This window comes from Marinobacter sp. ATCH36, assembly GCF_023555055.1.
In the GTDB taxonomy this organism is placed as follows: Bacteria; Pseudomonadota; Gammaproteobacteria; order Pseudomonadales; family Oleiphilaceae; genus Marinobacter.
In genome coordinates this window covers 701,587-717,194 of the sequence record NZ_JAMJPL010000001.1, presented here as the reverse complement: position 1 = coordinate 717,194, position 15,608 = coordinate 701,587, and the positions used below count along the sequence as shown (strand labels likewise).

At 56.1% G+C, this 15,608-nt stretch carries 14 protein-coding genes and 1 pseudogene; 4 read left to right on the top strand and 11 right to left on the bottom strand.

Annotation, left to right across the window (positions count from 1 at the left end; all coding sequences use genetic code 11):
* Positions 1–4: 4 nt before the first annotated feature.
* The 9 genes from icmH to tssB all read right to left on the bottom strand — a co-directional run bounded on the left by icmH (position 5) and on the right by tssB (position 9,599).
* Complete coding sequence (gene icmH, locus M8010_RS03200) at positions 5–832, bottom strand: type IVB secretion system protein IcmH/DotU (protein ID WP_250088421.1); 828 nt, start codon at positions 830–832, stop codon at positions 5–7.
* A 3-nt stretch (positions 833–835) separates the two neighbouring features.
* Entirely contained in the window at positions 836–2,170 is a 1,335-nt protein-coding gene (gene tssK / locus M8010_RS03195) for a type VI secretion system baseplate subunit TssK (RefSeq protein WP_250088419.1), read from the bottom strand.
* Positions 2,170–2,703: a type VI secretion system lipoprotein TssJ gene (gene tssJ / locus M8010_RS03190; protein WP_250088417.1), complete on the bottom strand. Its 534-nt coding sequence runs from the start codon at positions 2,701–2,703 to the stop codon at positions 2,170–2,172. Before tssJ ends, tssK begins: the two co-directional genes overlap by 1 nt.
* A complete protein-coding gene (gene tagH / locus M8010_RS03185; protein WP_250088415.1) occupies positions 2,700–4,028 on the bottom strand; it encodes a type VI secretion system-associated FHA domain protein TagH in 1,329 nt (442 codons plus the stop codon). The genes tssJ and tagH overlap by 4 nt, the downstream gene beginning before the upstream one ends.
* Before the next feature lie 44 nt (positions 4,029–4,072).
* Complete coding sequence (gene tssG, locus M8010_RS03180; protein WP_250088412.1) at positions 4,073–5,089, bottom strand: type VI secretion system baseplate subunit TssG; 1,017 nt, start codon at positions 5,087–5,089, stop codon at positions 4,073–4,075.
* Positions 5,053–6,825, bottom strand: a complete 1,773-nt coding sequence (gene tssF, locus M8010_RS03175; protein WP_250088406.1) for a type VI secretion system baseplate subunit TssF — start codon at positions 6,823–6,825, stop codon at positions 5,053–5,055. Before tssF ends, tssG begins: the two co-directional genes overlap by 37 nt.
* A gap of 270 nt (positions 6,826–7,095) precedes the next feature.
* On the bottom strand, positions 7,096–7,536 hold the full coding sequence (gene tssE / locus M8010_RS03170; protein WP_250088392.1) for a type VI secretion system baseplate subunit TssE: 441 nt from the start codon (positions 7,534–7,536) through the stop codon (positions 7,096–7,098).
* Between the two features lie 3 nt (positions 7,537–7,539).
* Positions 7,540–9,021: a type VI secretion system contractile sheath large subunit gene (tssC, locus tag M8010_RS03165; RefSeq protein WP_250088390.1), complete on the bottom strand. Its 1,482-nt coding sequence runs from the start codon at positions 9,019–9,021 to the stop codon at positions 7,540–7,542.
* Between the two features lie 77 nt (positions 9,022–9,098).
* Positions 9,099–9,599 carry a type VI secretion system contractile sheath small subunit gene (gene tssB / locus M8010_RS03160; RefSeq protein WP_250088368.1) on the bottom strand — a complete coding sequence of 167 codons (501 nt, stop codon included), beginning with the start codon at positions 9,597–9,599 and terminating at the stop codon, positions 9,099–9,101.
* Positions 9,600–9,833: 234 nt separating this feature from the next.
* Here tssB and M8010_RS03155 point away from each other — a divergent pair, with 234 nt between their 5' ends.
* Both M8010_RS03155 and M8010_RS03150 read left to right on the top strand, forming a co-directional pair.
* Entirely contained in the window at positions 9,834–10,094 is a 261-nt protein-coding gene (locus M8010_RS03155; protein ID WP_250088345.1) for an acyl-CoA-binding protein, read from the top strand.
* A gap of 144 nt (positions 10,095–10,238) precedes the next feature.
* Positions 10,239–10,550 (top strand): site-specific integrase, encoded by a 312-nt coding sequence (locus tag M8010_RS03150; RefSeq protein WP_250088343.1) that lies wholly within the window; start codon positions 10,239–10,241, stop codon positions 10,548–10,550.
* An 18-nt stretch (positions 10,551–10,568) separates the two neighbouring features.
* Here M8010_RS03150 and M8010_RS03145 read toward each other — a convergent pair whose 3' ends face one another.
* Together M8010_RS03145 and M8010_RS03140 are read right to left on the bottom strand one after the other, a co-directional pair.
* Positions 10,569–10,991, bottom strand: a complete 423-nt coding sequence (locus M8010_RS03145; RefSeq protein WP_250088320.1) for a hypothetical protein — start codon at positions 10,989–10,991, stop codon at positions 10,569–10,571.
* A gap of 117 nt (positions 10,992–11,108) precedes the next feature.
* A pseudogene (locus M8010_RS03140) lies at positions 11,109–11,453 on the bottom strand (GreA/GreB family elongation factor); the annotation flags it as partial.
* A 107-nt stretch (positions 11,454–11,560) separates the two neighbouring features.
* On the opposite strand from M8010_RS03140, the gene gmtY reads away from it, so the two are divergent.
* Together gmtY and gmtZ are read left to right on the top strand one after the other, a co-directional pair.
* On the top strand, positions 11,561–12,877 hold the full coding sequence (gmtY, locus tag M8010_RS03135; RefSeq protein ID WP_250088317.1) for a gamma-mobile-trio recombinase GmtY: 1,317 nt from the start codon (positions 11,561–11,563) through the stop codon (positions 12,875–12,877).
* A complete protein-coding gene (gene gmtZ / locus M8010_RS03130; protein WP_250088311.1) occupies positions 12,874–15,606 on the top strand; it encodes a gamma-mobile-trio integrase GmtZ in 2,733 nt (910 codons plus the stop codon). Before gmtY ends, gmtZ begins: the two co-directional genes overlap by 4 nt.
* Positions 15,607–15,608: the final 2 nt, after the last annotated feature.

Here is a 15,608-nt window from a genome sequence, read left to right as displayed (position 1 = left end):
CTCCTTATTTCGGGAGTTGTTCCAGTACGCTGAGCACATCCCTGATGCGTTCGTTCAGCGCTATGTTGTAAAGCGTGTATACCCCAGCCATGGCCGCTACGAAGAGCCCTCCGATGCCCCACAGGGGCAGCCCGGTTCGCAGCCGGTTGCGGGCCGGGGTTACGTTGGCCAACGCGTTTGTCAGCGGCTGCGGTTCTTCGTCGCGACGCAGTCCACGAAGCTGTTCGTTCAGCCCGCGGATAATCTGCTCGTATTCGTCCCGGCCGTTGGTCATCACCTTGTAGCGGCCTTCGAATCCCAGGCACAGGCACAGGTAGATGAACTCCAGCATGTCGCGGTAACGCTCAGGCTCCTGCTCCATGCGGGCAGTGATGGCGAATACCTTTTCGCCACCCCAGGTTTCGTTGTGGAAGCGGGACAGCAGCGAATGCTGGGACCAGATGCTGTGCGCGCCCCAGTCAGTACCCAGCACGGCTTCGTCGATAAAGGCACAAAGCACGTAGCGATAGGCCACCACGGTCGGCCGCTCGTAGCCCTGCTCCACCAGTTCCCGGTCGATGGCGGCCACTTCGTCCACCACCTGCTGATACAGGTTTTCCACTCCGTGGAAGTCCGCCAGCCTACGCACCCGGATAACCAGGCCTAACAGGGGCGTGGCGGCGTCGATCAGCCGGTTATCCTCAAGGCCCCGCAGTTGGAACTGGTCGTTCCCAAAGCCCTGGTCACCCACGCGCCCATCGCGGTTGTTGTCCGCGAACATCAGGTCATCAAACGCACTGCCACCTGCTTCCGTGTTGCCATTGGGTGAATCCATCACCGGTGCATCTGCCATGATCTAGCTCCTGATTGCCCAGAACTGCATTTCCATTCCCGGGAAACTGCCGGCCACGTGGAACGCAAAGCCGCTGGCATTGTCGAGCATCTGCCAGGCCTGGCTCTGGTCGTCCAACCGGAAGTACACGAACCCGGCGTGATACGGCAACTGGCGGGGGGCCACCGGCAGGGCCGACAGCGGTATCCCCGGCAGCTGCAGACTGATGAGATCGCGGATTTTCTCCACCGATGCCACCTTGCACTGCTGGGTAAACTGCTTGTGCAGGTCGTCCAGGGGCATGTCCGCCTTCACCGCGAGGATGAACTCGGCCTGGCCGATCAGCTGCGCGTCCTGGATTGGCGCCACCGTGAGGCCGTACTGGCGCTGCTGCAGCTGGATGGCCAGTGCGCGCGGCTCCAGTACCGTACTGAGTGACTGTCGCAGTACCTGCATCAATGGTGTGAACGAATCCTCCGGCACGTCGTGGTCGTAGGCGGTGTATTCCTGTGGCAGACGGTTCTCGTCGGTGAAGGTCACCAGTTCGCCGCACAGCTCCAACAGGGCTTCGTAAAGGCGCTCCGGGTGCAACTGGCGCAGCCGCGCCAGGTGCAGGAAACGGGGATGGGCACGGTTAAGCATCTGCAGCAGCATGAAATCCGCCACATCCGCCACGCCACCCTGCCCGGGGGCACCCACGCGCTCGGCAATGTTCCTGGCCCTTTCCCTCATCAGCCCTGCCATTTCCCCAACGAAACGCTGTAGCCGGGGCGCTGCACGCACGCTGAGCATGGTGGGGATAAAGTTCGGGTCCATCACCAGGCTGCCGTCGGGGCGTTTTTCCAGAATCCGACCGATTGCCAGGGCCGCGTAGGCACTGCGATCGTCCCGTTCCAGCATCAGCTTCGGAGCCACCCGGGCCACGTCGATGGTGTGGGAATCGCCGTCGATGGAATGCAGATCCCGGACTTCCTCGCTCTGAGCCCGGAACCGGCCGGCGATGGCAGCTTCCGGCCACTCCACTTCCGCCAGGCTCTCGCTGCCCAGTGGCAGGGCCAGGTACACCACCTGGTTAGCCACGGAGGCGTCGGTGATTTCCAGAGGCTCCGGCATGACATCGTCCTGGGGCAGGCAGAAACGGGTTCCGTCCGGAAATAGGCCGCTGGCCCTCACCAGGCCGACCCGGCCAAAGCTCAGGTACTCGGAATTCAGCTCCAGGTCACTGAAACCATACAGGTAATCGGAAACCGCCAGAGCCCGCTCGTTGATCTGGTGCTCCAGGTATCTTTGTTGCTGCTGGAAGTGCTGGGGCTTGATAAACAGCCCATCACTCCAGACGACTCGATTAGTTGCAGACATCAGGACTCATCCGACCTTCTGAGTTTGACTTCACGCTCGCGCAGATTGACCAGCAGGTGGTAGCGGCCGCCGATGGGATCCACCTTCACAACCTTTTTCCACTGGGACAGGTTGGGGTAGGCATAGAAGGCAATTACGCCGATGAAACGCGTATCCTCGGCAATCTCGAACGGGTCGATAAACTTGAACTGTCCCGGCACCAGGGTGTAATCGCTATGATCGATATAATTGCGGCCCAGCGAGGGCTCAAGCTCACCCAGCAGCTGATCGAAATCCGCCGCCATCAGCCGTGAGCTATCCCGCATCTGGATGATCTGGAACGCGATGGGCGTGGGGGCCAGGGATTCGTTGGGGTTCACATCCGGCTCCGCCAGCATGGTCAGGTCCACCCGACTGGGCAGGTCTTCCGGGTAACCCACGGGGATATCCGGGTCCCACATCACCTTGGCGGTTTTGGTAACTGCGTTGTAGGGGGTGCTACACCCCGCAAAAACGAGAATGGCGACCAGCAAACTCCATTTGCAGTACTTCACGACAGGTTCTCCCTCTGTAATTGACGCAGTTGTTGATCGTAAGCCTGTTCAAACACCTCCTGAAAAAGGCGCTCGAACCCCTGCTGACGACTGGAACTCAGTTCCCGGTAATAGTGTTGGTACATCTCCCAAGCCCAGTTGCTTTCGTCTTCGTCGGTTTTCAGTCCACGGCGGTAACCGTGAAACCGGCGCAACAACGCCTCCGGTGAGAACGCGTGGAGAATGGCGTCCAGCCCCTCACGGATGGCCGTCTGCGTGGCGATCTGGTGATGGTGAAGGCTCTGCAGGCTTTCACTGACCGCCGCCGGCGCCGACAGGTGCACCGGGCTGCGCTGACTGGCAAACAGGGTCTGCACGGTTTCGTTGTAATCCTCGCCCAGTCGCAGTGGGTTGTCCTCGATGGGCTGCAGGCGGGTGCGCAGTGCCTGGTGTCGGCTGTCCTCACCCTGGTGCAGGGCCAGCAGGCCTTCCACCGTGGCTTTCAGGGTCTGGCCAGCCTCTTCCAGGAACAGGCGCATCTCATCGCTGTCAGCAAAGCCCAGGTCGGTGTCCATACCGCGCAACAGCGGGGCGCCGCTGATGTGCTGGCGGCTCTGGTCGTTTGGCACGCGACGGCGGGCCGGCTTGGTGGTTTCAGACATCCTGTCACCTTCTCCTTTTCGCACAGGCAGCCCCATGGCTACGTCGCGATTTTCCCTATACTCATCTGTAACTGCGCCATCACGTGCGTGCCACTCCGGTTTGTCCGCCAGCAGGAAATCCCGCTCATCGCTGTCATCCTCTTCCCGATGACTTCCGGAGTACCGTGACCAGGCCTGCAACGGATCCTCACTGAAGGTTTCACCCGGAGCCGGCTGCAAACCATGCAGCGGTTCACCACCGACGGTTTCCCGTTCACGTTCTTCAGCCCGCATCAGTTCGCCTTCGTCCACGTTCACCAGCGTGGTGTCTTCCACTTCCTCTGGCAGGGCGCTGTCCTGCCTCTGGCCACTGACGACTTCCGCCTTGAGCTGATATCGCCCGATAGTGATGGTGTCACCGCTCTTCAGGCGCGCCCGGCGGCCACGACCGACCGGCTGGGTGCCACTGTTGATATAGGTGCGGCCACTGCGGTCGATGAGGCAGAACACGCCGTCCATAAACCGCACCTCAGCATGGCCCGGCACAGCTCCGGTGCGATGGGATGACAACTGCCAGGTGTCGCTGCCTGCGCTACCAATGGAGCCGCCGCTGGTTCCGAACACATGCTCCCGCGCCCGACCGCTGGCAACCTGGGTGGGGTTGCTGACCACCAGTTTCAGGCCGCGGCTTTGTTGATGTTCCATATCCGGTTTCCTTTTACTCAATCACATTACTCAGTCCACTGAGGTCAACGGCGTATCTGCAACCGCACCGCTGGCAGCTTCCTGGCCTTTTCCGGCGTTACAAACGAGTTCCAGCCCAGTCGCACGTCCGCACCCAACTGCATCGGCTTCACGTCCCTGGGGCGCATCTGCAACTCCAGGTCGTACGCCAGTTGCTCCCGGGTGACGAACTCCACCAGCTTCACCAACCGGTCGTGATCTTCGCCGTTGGGCAGAAAATCCGCGAATCGCTGCCGGTCCAGGTTGCGTATGCGCAGGATGAACTTGCCACTGCGATCGCGAATGCCGGAACCCACCAGAGTATCCTGGCCCAGGGCGACGTTGGCCTGCCCCAGTCGGGTCTGCTGGTCTTGGGGAATAGCTACCTGGCGCAATACCCACTGCTCAATATCCACATCATCGAGATCGAAACAGTGCCCGATGATGCCACTGACAACTTCTGGCGAACGGCTGCGACCCGCCATCAGTCCGGCATAAGCCAGCATCTTCGACCAGTTGACCGGCGTTGCCGCCCGGACCTGCGGGTCTCCCAGACCCACCAGGGAGAAAATATGCTCGGAGAAACCGTCCGACGCCTCGGGCTGGAACCGCACGTAGTAGCGATATTTGCGCCACGCCCGGTGGAACAGCGTCACCAGCCGGTGATTGAAAAAGTCCAGGAAGTGGCGACGTATGCCCAGGTTCTGCCCCGCTTCCCAGGCCAGATCCTCAAGGTAATACCCCGGCAAAGGCGACTGCGAACCGTGCAGCCCCAGAAAACTGACTTCCAACTGATAGGGCGCGTGCTCATGTTCCGGCGATACCGCCGACACCACATCGCTACCCGGAAAGCCCAGGCCGGCCGACGCCGAGAAGCGGATACGCTCGCGCTGCGGCTGTTCGTCCTGGGACCGCTCCAGATCATCACCGTGATGGCGATGGATCAGGTCCACCAGTTGGAAAAAGCTGTAGCGCCGTGCATTGCCCAGAACGGGTTGCAGCTCGGCTACATCAGAGGCTGTTGCCCTTGCTGTAACGTCCATGTGTACCGTTCCTGATTGTCTGTATTCACCACTTCCAGTTGGTGAAATGCGTTAATACTCGCGTATAGCGCGAAAAACTGGCTCAGCACCGTACCGAGCAGGTAAAGATCCCCTTCCGAGGCAAACGACTGCTGGTCCAGCCGCATCACCGAGCGGATCCCCCTTACTGGCAGGCCCCGGACCATCCGGTCCACCGGCGTGGTTTCGATATCCAGAATGCCGGCCAGGCGCTTCTGGGACACCCGCTCCGCCTGGCGGTCCACCAGTGCGCGAAAATCGTAGACCCGCAGTACCGTTCGCAGGGCGTCGACATCCAGCAGCGACAGATAGTTCAGCGACAGGTTGGAGACCAGTGTCCATAGCAGGCTGCCATCCAGTGTCGGCCGCAGGGTGTGGGTGGGCCGGGTAATGTTGCTGAACGAGGCAAATGCCGGCGTGGTCTCCGTCGCCATGCAGATCTCCCCCACCGCCAGCTGATGCGGTAACTGCCGGTTGGTGCAGGTAAGCGTCAGCGATACCGCTTCCTGCCGATTCATACACTCGGATTCGTCCCCGCGCACGAAGGAAATGTAGTGGTCAAACCCGTCCCCACGCACACTTTCCCGGGCCTTCACCCGGTAATACAGCGCAGTGCGGCCACGATCCCGTTCGACCTCGTGCTGGAAGCTCTCGAAGGCGGTATATAGCCGAGGCTCCCCACGCCCGGACCGGCCCTCCAGCCAGCCTTCCACCTGCTCAATACTGAAGACTTCATAGTGCTCCGGCGAGCGGCTGGACGGCGCAATGCGGTACTCCGTCTGGCGTCCGTTCAGGTCCACCGGATCGGCCTCGTGGGTGAACAGGTTGATGGCCGGTGTGCAGTACAGTTGGAAATTCTCCGCCCGGATCTTCGCATCCGGCGGCAGGATGCGGCTAAAGTGAAAGCGCAGGCTGATTTCATCCGCCTGCACTGCCGGCAACCGAGCCTTCAGCCCCTGGATGTCCACAAACCGGAACGCCTCTGGAAAACTCAGATATTCCTGCAGAATACGGTAGCCTGGGTAGGCGTTCTTGGGGTAAGGCAGTAATGCCTCATCGTTGGCAAACCCCACTGGCTTCAACTGGCTGGCCGGAATGGAAAACACCGAATCCCCGACCACCAGCTCCATACGCTGCAGGTAATGGTTCAGCCACAGGTACAACGCCTCGGAAATATGGCTCTCGCCACCCAGGTAAAAGCGCAGGTTATCAAAGCCGAGGGAAGACAGCGGCTGATCGGTATGCAACGCCAGATCCACGGTCACCGAAGACACTTCCCGGGAATGCTCGGCATGCGCATCCGCCACACTCACCGGAAACACATCTACCGCCCGACAGGTCCGGAACCGGCACTGGGTCTGACGCATGGCATCTCCCAGCGGCCGGCTCTTGATCTCGGTATGCTGCTCCACCCGCTGGCGCTCACTGATAGCATGCAGTTGCGGATCAAACCGCATAATGGTGCAACTGGGCACTGGCCTGAGATAGTTCGGCCATAGCATGTTCAGCAGCGAATGCGTCAGCTCGGGAAATTCATCCTCGACCTTCTCACGGAGCTTCCCTGTCAGAAACGCAAAGCCCTCCAGCAGCCGTTCGACATCCGGGTCGGTACTCTGCTCAGAAAGAAATCGGGTCAACTGCGGATGTGCATCCGCAAATTCCCGCCCCTGCAGTCGCAGAAAGCTAAGTTCGTCCCTGTAAAACCGATTCAACTTCATAAAGACTACTGCACCAATGTCTGATCGAGGGGGATGGGGATGCCTTTTCTGCCGGAAAAAAGGTGTCTGAGCGTAGCGAGTTCTTTTTCCCAGAAGAAAAGGTATCGCCGTCCCCCTCTGGCTCCGAGCTCGGGCCAGGGGTTACTCCCAAAAGACGCTGCAAGCCCATCCCTGGGGCGCTTGAGCTCCGCCATCCGTGGCTCCGCACACTTGTGGGAGTAACCCCTGGCCCGATCTCTCATCCTTGTCCGATAGCTATTGCCAGTGATTTCAAATCACCCGGTAATAGCGCTTGTCATCCAGTAACAAATCGATGGTCGTTTTATCGTCTTCCGAACCCACACTCAGGTAGACTGTCACCTGGAACCGCAGCTGCAATGGATCCGGCCCCTGGGGCATTGCCATTACATCAACCCGGCTCACCCTGGGCTCGAATTTTTCAATGCACTGCCGTATGGCGCTGCGAATACGAATGCTCAGGTCGTGGGTGCCGAGGGTGGCGTCGTTGAAATCCACCAGCCCCAGGTCCGGCACGCTCTCGCTGTTGCCCGGATGGGCATTCAGCAGTCGTACCAGGTGGCGTTTGATGGAGTCCACCACATGGGTCACTTCCCCCATGCTTTGCCCGGCAGGTTCGGCAGCCTGTTCCAGTCTCTCGAACAGGCTGCCGCCCGAAGCCTGAACACCGTCAACACCGGTGTTCCTGAACACGGGTTAGTCCTTGTCCAGACGGCCGACGAGTGACAGTTCGAAGTTCGCACCCATGTACTTGAAGTGCGGACGAACCGCCAGGGACACCGAGTACCAGCCCGGATCGCCTTCCACATCCGACACAGTCACCTTGGCGGCACGCAGCGGACGACGACTGCGGACATCCGCCGGCGGGTTTTCCTGGTCGGCGACGTACTGGCGAATCCAGGTGTTCAGTTCCCGCTCCAGGTCCTGACGCTCTTTCCAGGAACCGATCTGCTCGCGCTGCAGCACTTTGATGTAGTGCGCCAGGCGGTTAACAATCATCATGTAAGGCAGTTGCGTACCAAGCTTGTAGTTGGTTTCCGCTTCCTTGCCTTCCTTGGTGTTCGGGAACTGTTTGGGCTTCTGCACCGAGTTGGCGGAGAAGAACGCTGCGTTATCGCTACCCTTACGCATGGTCAGGGCAATGAAGCCTTCGTCGGCCATTTCGTATTCGCGACGGTCGGTGATCAACACTTCAGTCGGAATCTTGGCTTCAAGCTGGCCAAAGGATTCGAAGGTGTGAACCGGCAGGTCTTCCACCGAACCACCGCTTTGCGGGCCGATGATGTTCGGGCACCAGCGGTACTTGGCGAAGCTTTCGGTCAGGCGCGTGGCCAGTAGGTAGGCGGTGTTGCCCCACAGGTAATGCTCGTGGTCGCCGGACACATCTTCCTTGTAGTTGAAGCTGCGTACCGGGTTTTCCGTGGGATCATAGGGCACCCGCAGCAGGAAGCGCGGTGAGGTCAGGCCCAGGTAGCGGGCGTCTTCGGACTCGCGCAGAGAGCGCCACTTGGCGTATTTCGGGCCTTCGAAGACGGCTTTCAGTTCCTTGATGGCCGGCAGTTCCTGATAGCTGTCGACGCCGAAGAATGACGGCGCGACAGAGGACAGGAATGGAGCGTGGGCCATGGCACCTACCGAGGACACGTACTGCAGCAGTTTCATGTCCGGCGTGGACGGGGTGAAGGCGTAGTTGCCTACCACAGCACCCACGGGTTCACCGCCAAACTGGCCGTATTCGGTGGAATAGATGTGCTGGTAGAAACCGGTCTGGGTGACGTCCGGGGCGAACTCGAAGTCTTCCAGCATTTCGGTTTTGGTGGCGTGAAGAATGTCCACCTTGATGTTCTCGCGGAAATCCGTGCGATCGACCATCAGCTTCAGGCCGCGCCAGGAGGATTCCAGTTCCTGCAGCTTGGGGGCGTGCAGGATTTCATCCATCTGGGCGCTGATCTTGCGGTCCAGCTCTACCACCATCTGATCCACCAGCGCCTTGTTGACCGGCTGGCCTTTTTCTTCGCTTTTCAGCAGGTTGGAAATAAACGTTGCAACGCCACGGCGCGCAACATCGTAGCCTTCATCGGCAGGCGCCATGCGGCTGTTGGCCATGACCTGGTCCAACAACGACCCCTCGGCAACAGCTTCGGTAGCAGCGGATTGCTGCTCAGCAGTATCAGACATACCACATCCCTTTAGTACGTTTTAAACACAGGATTGAGATCTGCCAGGACTGGCAGATTTCGTATCACGAATCCAGATTATTCGCCGTTTTCGTCGGTAGCCAGCTCAAGCTCTTCAAGCAGCTTGTTACGGGCTTCCTCGTTGTCCAGCATTTCCTGCAGTTTGGAGCGGAACGATGGCACGTTACCCAGTGGGCCCTTGAGAGCAACCAGTGCTTCGCGAAGCTCGATCAGCTTCTTCAGCTCAGGCACCTGGCGGGAAATGCTGTCGGGAGAAAAATTATCCAGCGTCTGGAATTCAAGATTGACCGGTAGTTCGTCGGCTTCGTCTTCCAGCTTGTTGGCGACCGTGGTTGAGAGGGTGAGTCCGGCCTCCGACATGACAGAACGAAAGTTGTTCTTGTCGACGGAAATGGCCTTGCGGTCTTCGATGGGGGTTTCTTCGGGTTGTCCCTTAAAATCGCCGACCACGAACATCTTCAGCGGCAATTCAGTTTCAGCCTGCTGATCGCCGGTGGCGGGGACATACTTGATATTGATGCGCTCTTTGGGCGCGACGGAACCGTCTTTAGATGACATGCGCTTGCTCCCTGTGCAAACTCAGTTGCAATATTACAGTCCATTGAGCGAACCGTCCTGGTACGCTACACGCCAAACTCTACACAGGATAATTCAGGTACTCAAGCAAAAAATGGCCAGGCAATGGCAATTCTTAACCTTGGGCAAAGAGTTGCCAAGTTGTCGATGTTTTGGCCATATGGCTATACTCTGCCCCACCATGACTAACGGAAACAGCAATAAAAGGACCCCGACATGAGTGACCTGAAAACCCGCTTTGACGAAGCCGTTAACTACATCCAGAACGCGGAGGGTGATTTCAAACCCTCAAACGAACTGAAGCTTGAATTCTACGCCCTCTACAAGCAGGCCACCGAAGGTGATGTCAGCGGCAAGCGTCCGGGCATGATGGATTTCGTTGGCCGCGCCAAGTACGACGCCTGGGAAAAGGTAAAAGGCACCTCGTCCGAGGAGGCCATGCAGAAGTACATCGATAAGCTGGAAGCCCTTAAGTAACCAGAGGTCCCGCCTTCATCGGGAGCAGCGGTCTCACCGATTGTTGCTCTCGATCAATTCTCCCTGTGAAAGTTTTGCGACGGTCAAACGATTGTCATAAGATGCGCGCATTATAAGAACAACGATTAACAGGGAAGACAAATTATGGATATCACCGAGGCACTGGAACAGTCGCAGCCTGGCCTCGTCAGTCGTGTGACTGGCGCCATCCGCAAATACAAGCTTAATCATCGCGCAGAGCAGACCTATCTTCACTGGATTTCCCGGTTTGTGCTTTTCCACAACCTGAAAAACCCGGAGATGCTGCAATCCGATGACCAGCAACTTTTCCTCGCGTATCTGCGTGACCGTTTGCAGGTTTCCCGGGCCCGGATGAACCAGGCCAAACAGGCCCTGACCTTCTTCTACGAGGATGTGCTGGGAAGAACCGGGCCGGAAGGTATTGTCGCCGCCTGAGTCAGCGCGGGGACAGGCTCATCGCTCCGTCGTTGTAGTATTGAACGCGCCGTAACTGCGGTTCGTTGGCGGGCGAATAATGTAGTTGTCACCGTGGGTCTGCCCGGGAATGGACTTCGGATTGCTGAAGCGGAATTCCACCGGAATTTCGTTTCGCCCGAGATCGGTACGGGGGTCACGGGGTTGCAGGGCGAGCGGGTCAAGATAGAAATCCGGCACACCCGCCGCAGGCGCCTCCAGACCGCCCTCAATCACGGTGTTGGCGAGGGATTCCTCCTCCATGGAATTAAAGGGGATGGTCTCCAGAGTTGAACGCTCTTCATAATTGAACGCACCACCCGCGACCGTATCTTCGCTGGTTTGCGCCCAAACCAGCGGCGACAGCGCAACCACCAACGTTGCAACGCCAATTGCTGCCCTGCTTGAATAGAGTCCACCCATAACCCTTGCCTTTTTTGTTCCCTGTCGTGTCGGGGTATTCGGCTGACAATTTTTCATCAGTCTATCGTCAAGCACGACAGAAAACCTGAGCGGTCGCCAGTTTTGTGACACTCCTCACTAGTCAGAGGATAGCGGCTCGTAACGAATAGCGGTTATAACCACATGGTTCCAGCCATCGGGCGTCCGCACGCCAACCTCGTCGTCAATGCGCTTCCCCAGGAGAGCACGGGCCATAGGGGAATCGATGCTCAGGTAACCACGGGACAGGTCAAACTCATCCGGGCCGACCAGGCGATAGTTGGATTCGGCGCCATCCTCGTTCTCAATGGTCACCCAGGCACCGAAAAACACCTTGTCCCGGTCATCCGGCAGCCGGTCCACCACCGTCAGTTCGTCCAGTCGCTTGCTCAGAAAGCGGACGCGGCGATCAATTTCCCGTAGTTGTTTCTTGCCGTAGATGTATTAGAACCCCACAAAAAACCATACTATTTCCTAACCTGAAACTCTCTTTACCCCTATTCTCTAGAAGTATAGGATCGGAAAGTAACCCCATAATAAATGTCATAGAGATGAAGCACACACTGAAACTGGCTGTCTACTACACCGACACTGCAAGCGGAATCCAACATCAGTTGCCTGCGGTTTACACCCGTAGCGGCATTCTGATATCCCATCTCCGGTATCTGGCATGGCATTCAGGGAAAAGTGATTCTTGGAAAGAAAAGTCCATTTTTGCAGTGCGGCTGTTGATCGACTATGTAGAGGCGACACCGGGCTTCAGAAAAGCGACAAGACTTCTGAAGAGCTTTACCGAGGCTTTGATAACCGGAACCATCGATTATCAGACAAGTGATGACCCACTGAGACTATTTTGGAAACCTAGAGATCTCACGGTTGCCAACAACATCCTCTTCCATATCACTCATTACACCGACTTTCTGGCTCTACAGGACGGTTATGACCAAAGCCGTATAAATCCGTTCCGAGAAGCCACGGGATGGGAAGAGCGGATGAACTGGTGCGCCTATTACCACAAACAAGCCAATGTGTTCCTGAACCACCTTTCTTCTTATTCTGAAGCCCAAAAGGCCGCAACCCGTAAACGACTTATTTACACTCCTGTCCCAATGTTGATCAGCAATGATAAAGCAGAGCGGTTTCCGGAAGACAATATTGAAAGACTTATTCATGCTGGTTTTGTCGCTAGAGGAAAACCTGACTTCCGATCACAGGCGATGACCATGCTCCTGAACTATGGAGGGTTAAGAAAAAGCGAAATTTTTCATATCTTCACCTCTGACATAACTATTCACCCAAATCATAGCGATGAAGCCTTGGTTCGGGTGTATCACCCCATTTACGGAAGATCACCAGACCCAAGTTACAAAAACCGGGCTGAGTTTTTACTATCCGAAACCAACTTTAAGCCAAGAAACACATATCGAATAACCGAACGCCTTTATTCTGGATGGAAAAATCCGCTGATGACCAGCAAAGAAGGTTATTTTGAGGTGTTATTTAACCCAACTTATAAGGCAAAGGAATTCCTGAAAACCTGGGCGATGTACCTTAAGTGCCAACGGGTTGAACCAGATAATTTTCACCCGTTTGCATTCACCAATGACCGTGGCGAGCCAGACACTCTGAAAAACTTTCAAAGACGCCACAAGCGAGCGGTAGAACGCATCGGTCTTGAGTGTAAAAAGGAGTTCGGCACTACAGAGCATGGCCACCGGCATGCGTACGGCTATCGGGCTAGGAAGCTAGGCCTGAGCCAAGTTGAACTTCAAAAAGCCATGCATCATAAAAGCCCAAACTCGTGCCTTATCTATATAAAGCCTACTAGTGACGATATCAGAACGGAGATGAGGGAATCTGAAAAATGAGTGCCGGAAAAAGAGTCTTCTTCAAAGAGCCAGCTACCACGGCGTCCAGCTTGGCGGAACTTAAAGCCATTTGTAAGGAACACGGTATCAGGAATACGGTTGACTACAGACAACGCTACAAAGATATCCCTGGCCTGCCGGCACACCCCGAACGGTTTTTCAATGATGACTGGAGCAGCTATTCAGAGTTCTTCGACATACCCCAAGTAATACCCTACCAGGAGCTTAAAAAGAAAGTTAGGGCGCAAGGCATAAAGAACCAGCGTGAATATCGGTCATGGGTCAATTCTCTGGACGACCCCCGCTACCCTAAGACACCCCATGAGGTCTACAACGACGAGTGGGAGAACTGGTACAACTTCTGCGGCAAAGAAAGACCATTCAAGCCAGACTATATTCCTTCAGCCTACCAACTATGGGCGGACAAAATCGTGGAGTTCATGAAACAGGCCCAAGGTGGCGGCTCCAAAGTGAACCACCTTTGCCGCTTCGTCCGGATCTATATTGAGAAACACGACAAGAGCTTGTCACCGCAAGAGTTTCTGACAAAAAAACGGGTAAACATCCGGCCTTTCCGTGAGGAACTTAACACGCTACCCAGCGACAACTATCGCCGGAACATTATCATAGCCGTTATCGAGTTCTTAGACTACGTCATCAGTAACGACCTGACCGATGAAGATGAAGATACCGGTGAAATTATCCGTGTTATGGATGCTAGAAACCCGTTTCAGTTACTAGCCGATGACAAAAGCGTGACAGCGCCCACTCGAAACGAATCCACAAAGCCTTGTCTTCAGTATTACTTTGTTCGTAGAGTCCAGGAATGGATTATCCCCGAAACCGCGAAGACTTTTCGAAACCTCACCCATCTTCAGAAGTTTGATGCTGACTGGGTGAAAATACCAGCCCACCTTGTCGACTACTCTGACCCGGACTGCGTTGTTCGCAAGCAGGGGAACCAATACTACCTTTGGTGTCCCACGGACTGGATTCACACCTTTGCTCTGACCAAGGTGCCGCTGAGGGGGCGCCAAATTGCCTACAATGACTCCGGCGAAGGTGACAGAGAAATAGCTGACCTTGACGACAAAGGGTCGGTAACCTGGGACAAAAACAGCAGCCCGCTTGCCGGTAGCACAAAGACACAGTCGTTTATCAAGAAACTGCCCGATGACAACTTCGGTATGTATGTCACCACAAACAAAACCAGCAATAATGGCGCGGGGTATTCCATTCCCTGGGTTCCGGAAGACCTGGCTTACTGGCTGGTGCGGCTTCGTAAATGGCAACAGAAATACAACCCGATCACCGAAGCTACGCCGTGGACTCGCTGTGTCCGCACCAATCTAAATGAAGTTCAGCTCAAAGCCAAAGGAGTCAACTGCTTTCTTTTCAGGGCTTTCAACGACGTTGAACCGAAAAATCCGGGCTCAGCCCTCACTATGCGGCTCGCTGCAGCGCTCCACAATGTTCAACCATCCAGCCTGAGATTGGCTGAATTGAAGGGGAGTTCTTACCGCCTCTCAAACTACAAGTCGAAATACACACCGCACTCCATGCGAGTAAGCCTGATTACAGCTTACATCATGGAAATGGGCATGCCGGTCGAAATTGTGATGAAGGTGGTCGGGCACTCATCGATTGTCATGTCGATCTACTACTGTAAGATAACCCAACGAGACATTCGACAACGCTTCGAAGAAGGCGAGAAACGAGCACTAAAGTCACAGGCTGAAGCGACCCAAGCCGCTATCGAACAGAATAATATCGAGGCTGTTAAAAACCAGCTGGTCGGCTCCAACCAAGACTTGCTGCAATCGCTCACCAACGCTGCGCCAGCGGGCAACTACGTATTCCGGGATTACGGCATTTGCCCGTTCGCGGCCACCCGCTGTGATGACGGCGGAGAAGAGATAGGTGCCACCAAGGTGAATCGTCCCGTGCCTTCCGGTTACCTTGGAATTCAAAACTGCCTTCGCTGCCGGCATTTCATAACCGGGCCCGTCTTCCTGGGTGGCCTACTGTCCATAACCAACGAAATCCTTCTGGAAGCCAACGACCAGTCCGATGTCTGCCAACAGTTGCAGGACAAAGTATCGGTAATCAACGAGAAAGTGACCGAGCTAGATCGTCAGGAGTATTTAGCAAACCTCAAGCAACAGCCCTTCGATACCAGCCAGAGGTCTCCCCTCGAATTCAAACTCCGAAAACTGGAGTCCGAGTATGAGAGCGCGGCAAAAAAGATGGATATGCTGTTGTGTGACCTTCAGTCATCCTACAAGCTTATTCAGCTATCCCAATCTGTTGCCAATGGCCGTCTCGAGTCCGATGATGCGAACGTGGCTCTGATCAAAATGCCAGATTCCGAAGTGCAGATTGAGATCGATGACACTTCGCATTTCCAGCAGCTGCATGAGGTATGTGTGAATGCGACCATTTACGAAAGCTGCAATCCCTCAAGGGCAGTTATTCCCCGCTCCCAACTGCTTGACCGAATGGCTAGCTTCAATGAGCTAGCACCGCGCCTATTCATGCTCTCACAGGGACAACAGCTCCTTGTCGGCAATCAGCTCGTGGCCTTGTTCAGAGCACGATTAAGATCTTGGGAGAAGGTTAACAAGCTCATCGACGGTCAACTGAAACTATCAGATCTCGTTGGACCTGAAAAGATCGAGCCTTCTGAAATTGAGCTGATTACCAAAGAGTCACTGCCAGCTGTGCTGTAGAG